6 protein-coding genes and 1 pseudogene are annotated in these 6,892 nt (G+C 31.6%); 4 read left to right on the top strand and 3 right to left on the bottom strand.

What is annotated here, in order from left to right:
- Positions 1–196: 196 nt before the first annotated feature.
- Together BM077_RS00035 and BM077_RS00030 are read right to left on the bottom strand one after the other, a co-directional pair.
- The gene (locus tag BM077_RS00035; RefSeq protein WP_089746842.1) at positions 197–592 is read right to left on the bottom strand and encodes an HD-GYP domain-containing protein; all 396 of its coding nucleotides are present in this window, start codon (positions 590–592) and stop codon (positions 197–199) included.
- A 12-nt stretch (positions 593–604) separates the two neighbouring features.
- Positions 605–1,900 (bottom strand): HD-GYP domain-containing protein, encoded by a 1,296-nt coding sequence (locus BM077_RS00030; RefSeq protein WP_089746840.1) that lies wholly within the window; start codon positions 1,898–1,900, stop codon positions 605–607.
- A gap of 403 nt (positions 1,901–2,303) precedes the next feature.
- Between BM077_RS00030 and BM077_RS00025 the strand changes: the two genes are divergently transcribed.
- Entirely contained in the window at positions 2,304–3,530 is a 1,227-nt protein-coding gene (locus tag BM077_RS00025) for an HD-GYP domain-containing protein (RefSeq protein ID WP_089746838.1), read from the top strand.
- 109 nt (positions 3,531–3,639) lie between these two features.
- On the opposite strand, the gene BM077_RS00020 is transcribed toward BM077_RS00025, so the two are convergent.
- Complete coding sequence (locus BM077_RS00020) at positions 3,640–4,308, bottom strand: hypothetical protein (RefSeq protein ID WP_089746837.1); 669 nt, start codon at positions 4,306–4,308, stop codon at positions 3,640–3,642.
- A gap of 252 nt (positions 4,309–4,560) precedes the next feature.
- Between BM077_RS00020 and BM077_RS00015 the strand changes: the two genes are divergently transcribed.
- From BM077_RS00015 to BM077_RS00005, 3 genes and pseudogenes are all read left to right on the top strand, one after another.
- Positions 4,561–5,985, top strand: coding sequence for an HD domain-containing phosphohydrolase (locus BM077_RS00015; protein WP_089746835.1), 1,425 nt, complete (start codon positions 4,561–4,563; stop codon positions 5,983–5,985).
- A gap of 297 nt (positions 5,986–6,282) precedes the next feature.
- The gene (locus BM077_RS00010) at positions 6,283–6,597 is read left to right on the top strand and encodes a hypothetical protein (protein ID WP_089746834.1); all 315 of its coding nucleotides are present in this window, start codon (positions 6,283–6,285) and stop codon (positions 6,595–6,597) included.
- Positions 6,598–6,652: 55 nt separating this feature from the next.
- Positions 6,653–6,892, top strand: a pseudogene (locus BM077_RS00005) (IS110 family transposase); the annotation flags it as partial.

Raw genomic sequence — 6,892 nt, 5'->3', positions numbered from 1 at the left:
AGTTGATAGTTGATAGTTGATAAGTTGATAGTTGATAAGTTGATAAGTTGATAAGTTGATAGTTCGTAAGTTGGTAGTGGAGTTTAGTAGAATTATTAATAAATTATTGACTCGCCTTGAGATTTAAGCTAAGTGAGTTAGTTTTATAATGGGGGGGGAGTTCTAATTTTTAGATATTATTAATTATGTAACAATTTTAATTAACGGTGGTTGCTATATTATATTTCTGCTTATAATTAGCAAGGTTATTGGCAAAGATATCGTCAAACGTTCCATTTTCCTTAATTATTGCATAGCTAATCTGTGGGTCAAACTGAGTTCCAGTACAATCTTTAAATTTTTTGATGACTTTTTCTTTATCCATCGGCACTTGACAAATAGTACCGTTAGCCATGACATCAAAACCATCACAAACAGCTAAGACTCGTGTGCCGAGAGGAATATCATTACCGTTAATTCCTTCTGGATAGCCATTACCATTGTAATGTTTATTCCAGTTAACTGCATGACCGCTAGTCTGATACAAATAAACAAAAACTATAGCAAAAAGAGTATATTCAGCTGCTAAGAATAATTTTAATCGTAAACGCATGACCTTCACTCCTTAGGAAGAAAGTTCTACAACTGTTTCATATCGTTGTTCATATTTAGCAATATTGTCAGCAAATATATGATTAAAGCTGTCAGCTTCAATTAATTCAATCATAGCTTGACTAATTTGTGGATCAAATTGAGTTCCAGTACAATCTTTGAATTCTTGGATAACTCTCTCTTTAGTCATTGGAGCTTGATAGGCGCGACCATAAGTCATTACATCGAATGCATCACAGACAGCCAAAATTCTTGCTCCTAGAGGGATTTCTTCGCCTCTGATTCCTTCTGGATAACCGCTGCCATCATAATATTCGTGGTGATATAAGATGATATCTAAATTTTCATTTAGTAATTCAATATCTTGTAGTATTTGATAACCGTAAAGGCTATGCATTCTAACCTCTTCTTTTTGATCTTTAGTTAAGCGGCTTGAAGAACTCAATATTTCATCAGAGACATTTAATTTGCCTACATCATGAATCTTTGCCATCTGGATGATACAGTTAGCTTGGCTAGGTCCTAAGCCTAACTTTTTACATAGGAGCTTAGTATAACTTGCTACTCGCTGACAGTGCCCTTCAGTATAATTATCTTTAGAGTTAATAACTTTTAAGAAGCTCTTCACAATCTGTGTCGAATGATTTACTTGTTGTACATGAGTATAGAATAATTCTAATAAGAAACAGGTGAAAATAATACCTAGAATAAAGAATCCTTTATCAAAGTTAATATAAACAAAGTAAAGAAATTGCCCTAATAAATAAGTACTAGGTGCTTTTTTACCCACTTTAATCATATGTTGTAAGAAAGAAAAGTTATTCTTCTTTTTTTCAAATTTGATTACTAGATAAACAAGAATATTATTAACTATAATAAATGTAATAGCTGTAAATAATAGTGATAAAAAGTAATACGGTGTATTAAAATGTTTTTGACTTATTCGAAAGATTAAGGCAGCACTTCCAGTTGCTACAAAGAACATAGTTCTATTAAAGATAAATTTATGCCAAGTGAAATCAATTTTGATTTTGTTGATTTTTATAGTGGCGACCATAGCAACAATTGCCACCCAAAAGGGGTCTAAAACTACAATTGCTGATAATAAAATTGGTAGGTCAAGAGAAGTATTTACTCTAATTCCTTTATTAACAAGAGTAGTTAGATTACTTAATATAAAGAGTGCTATTGTAAAAAAAGCAAAGTCATACCAAGGTATAAGTTGAGAATGATTTTGATAAAGATAAGAGAAACTTAAAGCAAAGGTTATATATTCAATTATTAAAAATAGTTTTAGTCTTAAGCGCATTATTCTACCCTCTTTCTTTTTCTCTATATTAGGGGATTAATTACATAATTAATTATTAAAGCTCAAATATTAATTTATTATCAGCAAATATTCTCTCATAAATAATTATTTATACAATCTAAGACAAAGTCCTTTTTTATATAAGAAAAAAATGTAAATAAAATGTTAAAAATATGTTAATGGCACGTTAAAATATATTTTTGAAGCTTGAGGGACAGGTTTAAGGTAATAATACTAATGAAGATAAGAAAATAAGACTCGAACAATAAGGTAATTTGTGAGAAAAAGAATTTATTTATATAAATTGCAGGAAAAACTGATTTAATCAAGAAAAATAGCTATAGAGCTCAATAATTTGACGAATTTTTGATAAATTGCTAATTGATAAAGAAGGTGATTAAATATGAAAGATGAATTAAATATTCCTTTATTTGAAATGATAATCTGTCTTTCAGAAGCTATAGATTTAATTAGTCAAGAAGTAAATGGTCATCATAAGCGGGTTGCTTATATTGCGAATAGTATAGCTACTGAAATGGGGTTATCTGAACAAGAACAGAGAGATTTAATTGTAGCTGGTGCTTTACATGATGCTGGTGCTTTTTCTTTACGCGAACGACTTAATGCCTTAGAATTTGAAGAATCATGTGAATATGATCAAGGAGAGAAGTCAGAGCATGCGGAGATGGGTTATAAATTAATAAAACGTTTTAAACCGTTTGCTAAGATAGCTCCTTTGATTCGGTATCATCATGTTCTTTGGGATGGAGGAAAAGGGGCTGAAATTGACGGGGATGCTATTCCAATAGGCGGACATATTTTACATTTAGCTGATCGAGTAGATGTATTGATTAATAAAAAAATAGATATTCTTAATCAGAAAGATGATATTTGCCGGAGAATAGAAAGAGAAAGTAATGAAATGTTTATACCAGAAGCAGTAGAAGCATTTTTAAGTTTATCTAAAAAGGAAGCTTTTTGGTTTAACACTACTTCTTCAAATTTGACTAGAATTCTGGCTAAAAAGTCTGGTAGTGAAAGAATCAATTTGAATTTGGATGGATTACTTAGCTTAGCGAGGTTATTTAGTGATATTATAGATTTTAGATGTCAGTTTACTGCTACTCATTCTAGTGGAGTAGCTGCCTCTGCAGAGATATTAGCAGAGTTAGCTGGGTTTAAGAGAAAGGAATGTGTGATGATGAAAGTAGCTGGTTATCTCCATGACTTAGGTAAGCTTGCTGTTCCGCCGGAAATTTTAAATAAACCAGCTAAGTTAACTAAGAGAGAGTTTAATATAATTAAACAGCATCCGTTCTATACTTATCGTATCTTAGATAGGGTTAATGGATTAGAAGAAATTAATCATTGGGCTGCACTTCATCACGAACGACTTGATGGCACAGGTTATCCTTTCCATTATAATGAGGATTATTTACCAATAGGTTCAAGAATTATGGCAGTTGCGGATGTATTTACAGCTGTTAGTGAAGACCGACCTTACCGAAAAGGGATGAGGAAAGATAAAGTATTAAATATTTTAAAGGACATGTCTTCAGAGTCAGCATTGGATGCGGAAATTGTATTAATTATAGAGCAATATTATGATGAAATAAATCGTGTTCGTTAATTTGCTCAAAATCAAGAGATTAAGAAGTATGGTGCTTTACATAAAGTGAGCATTTGATAGATTTTATTAGTCAATATATCTCTAAATGTTGAGATATATTGACTATTTTTTATTTATAGTCATCTTGGCAATTAATACATAGGCACTGACCATCAAATTTATCTTTGTTCTTTTCACAGTATTTAACAACTGCTTCTGAAATCTTTGCTTTACAGCTTTGACACCGTTCTTTTCTAAGAATTTCTAAATATTCTACTAATTCTTTTTTAGAGCAATCTTTTAAACTTTTCTTATTAAGATTGTCAGTTAAAATCTTCTTAGCTTCTTCGTGGCTAAAGTCTTCTTTTTCAATAGTATCGTTAATGTCATTAATAATATCTTGCTTAGATTTGTCTTTATAGTTATCTTGTCTTTCATCATTTTTCAAATTTACTGGGCTATCGACTATCCGCTCACCTTCTTCTAGTTCAGGGGCAAATTGAGTCCCATAGCCTAAAGCGGCTAATGCTCGTCCTATAGCTCCTGTTTCTGCTTTTTCTACAAAGTCAAAGAAACTGGCTTTATATTCAGTCTTAGTACCTTTAGCTAAATCTTGGCCCTCTTCATTGCTAATTGTTGCTTGGCAAACTGCAATTCCTTGATCCATATCTAAAATCAAAAATTCAGTATCTATGCCATAATGAGGGTGTTCTTCTCTAAACCAGACTAATCTCCATTTTACTTCTAGATAATCTTTCCCTTTTACTTTGGTGAGATGTTTTTTAGGGTTAAAACTCATGTTGATTAGCTCCTCTCTAATTGCACTTATCTTTAGTATGGTGTAGTACATAAATATTTAATTCAGGTAATGAGTGCAAAATACCTTTTCTTCTTAAAAGTTTAAGCAGAACTTCTAAAAGTCGATTTAACCTTATTTCAAATGGTAATAAAGAATGTGAAAAAATAGAATTATTTGAAGGTAAAAATAGATATTTACAGAATAATATTTATTGAGCTATTTGGCATAATTGTTATTTTCTTGTATTGGGGGTTGATTGTTATTCAAGGATCAGTTAATAGTAGAAGTGATCAGCAGAGTATAAATGAAAAGATAAATTTACAATTAGCAGCAATGAATGCTACTATGGATGGAATAGCCATTCATGGTCAAGATGAAAAGATTATTTATTCAAATGAAGCACATGCTAAAATGTATGGCTATATACCTGAGGATTTAATAGGTGAGGACTGGCGACGTTTTTATGATTCAGAGGAAGTACAAAGATTTGAAGAAGAAATTATGCCTAAATTTTTTTCAGAAGGACAATGGCGAGGAGAGGCGATTGGAAGAAGAATTGATGGCAGTAAGTTTCCTCAAGAGTTATCATTAACTTTATTAGAGAATAGTACTTTCATCTGTATTCTACGGGATATTACTAAACGGAAAGAGGCAGAAAAGAGAGTTAAATATTTAAGCTTGCATGATAAAGTGACCGGTCTTTATAATCGGGTATATTTTGAAGAAGAATTAGAGCGATTAGATACAAAAAGACAGTTACCATTAAGCTTAATAATAGGAGATATGAATGGTTTAAAGCTAGTCAATGATGCCTTCGGACATATGGCAGGAGACCAGCGTTTGAAAAGAATGGCTGAAATTTTAAAGTCATCCTGTCGCCAAGAAGATATTATTGCCCGTTGGGGTGGAGATGAATTTACGATTATCTTACCTAAGACTGATTCTATTACTGCTGATGGAGTGTGTAAAAGAATTAAAGAAGCATGTTCAACTATTAAAGATGATGGGATTCCAATGAGTATAGCATTAGGGGCAGCAACAAAAGAAGATTTAAAAGAAGATATCTATGATATTTTTGAAGAAGCCGAAGATAGAATGTATCGCAATAAATTAATGAATAGTTCTAGTGCCAGACATGAGATTATATCTTCCCTACAAAAGACTTTATTAGAAAAAGATTATGAAACGGAAGCCCATGCCAGAAGATTAAAGCAATTAGTAATAAAGTTCGGTAATAAATTAGGATTCACTTCAGATACCTTGGACAAGTTATCGCTACTTGCTACTCTACATGATATTGGGAAAGTAGCAATATCTGATAGAATTCTCAATAAACAGAAGAAATTATCACAAGAAGACTGGAGAGAGATAAGGAGGCATCCGGAAATAGGTTATCGCATTGCTCAAGCTTCAGATAACTTGACTTCAATAGCAGATGAAATTTTAGCTCACCATGAATGGTGGAATGGAAAAGGATATCCCCAGGGATTAAAAGGTGATGAGATCCCATTTTTAGCGAGGATAATATCTATTATTGACTCTTATGATGTCATGACTAATAATCGACCCTACCGAAAAGCTGTTTCACATGAAAAAGCCATTAAAGAATTAAGAAGGAATGCTGGTATTCAGTTTGACCCGTATTTAACTGAAGAGTTTATCGAGTTGATTAAGTAAATATAATTAATAAAGATAGTTACTCCCTTAGTCATTTATGATTAAGGGGTTATTTAATTAAATTCTAAACTTAGAAGGCTTATATTTAAAAATTAGATAAATAGGTTACATTCATAAAAAATGATTAAATAAATGCAGGAAAAAATTCGATTGTTATGTAACTTTATAACATATCTAGTGTTATTTTCAGTAATAAATGAATCAATAATTGGGGAGTTAGGGGTATAGAAGGGGGCGACTACTATTCTTAAAAAAATCATAAGAAATAATGAAATCTTCTTTTTAGCATTAATAATATTGATTATCCTTTTAGCAGTAGCAATCTATTCAAGTGGCAAACAAATATATGATATTGAAGAGCAAAGACAGAATGGATTAGAGTATGCAGAACTAAGATCAGCAGATAAAAGTATTAAGATGTTCTTTTCTAAAACAATGCATGAATTATTGTTTATCAGAGGCTTGCCAGACGTTGAGCAATTTATAGATGAAGACTTTAAAAATGGACATTATAAAGATGAACTAAAAGAGATGTTTTATGACTTAGCTTTAAGGAGCATTCCTGTAATGAATAAATATCAGGGTCGACAAAAAAATACCCCCTTGGTATAATACGGAGTATCAGAGGTCGAGTCTGATCTCTAAAAAAACCAAGGAGGTATCTAATATGTATTATACTCAAAATGACAAGATAAAGCAAGTAAAAAATTCAACATTAGTAGTGGGAGTAGACATAGCAAAAAACAAACACGCAGCAAGAGCATTTAATTATCGAGGTATCGAATATGATAAGGCAATATTCTTTCTAAACACAGAAGAAGGTTTTAAAAAATTTCTACACTGGATTAAGAAAATAAGTGAGAAAGAAAATAAAACTGATGTAATTGTGGGAATGGAGCCAACAGGG

Source organism: Candidatus Frackibacter sp. WG13 (genome assembly GCF_900114655.1).
In the GTDB taxonomy this organism is placed as follows: Bacteria; Bacillota; Halanaerobiia; order Halobacteroidales; family Acetohalobiaceae; genus Frackibacter.
This window is presented reverse-complemented; position numbering and strand designations above follow the sequence as displayed.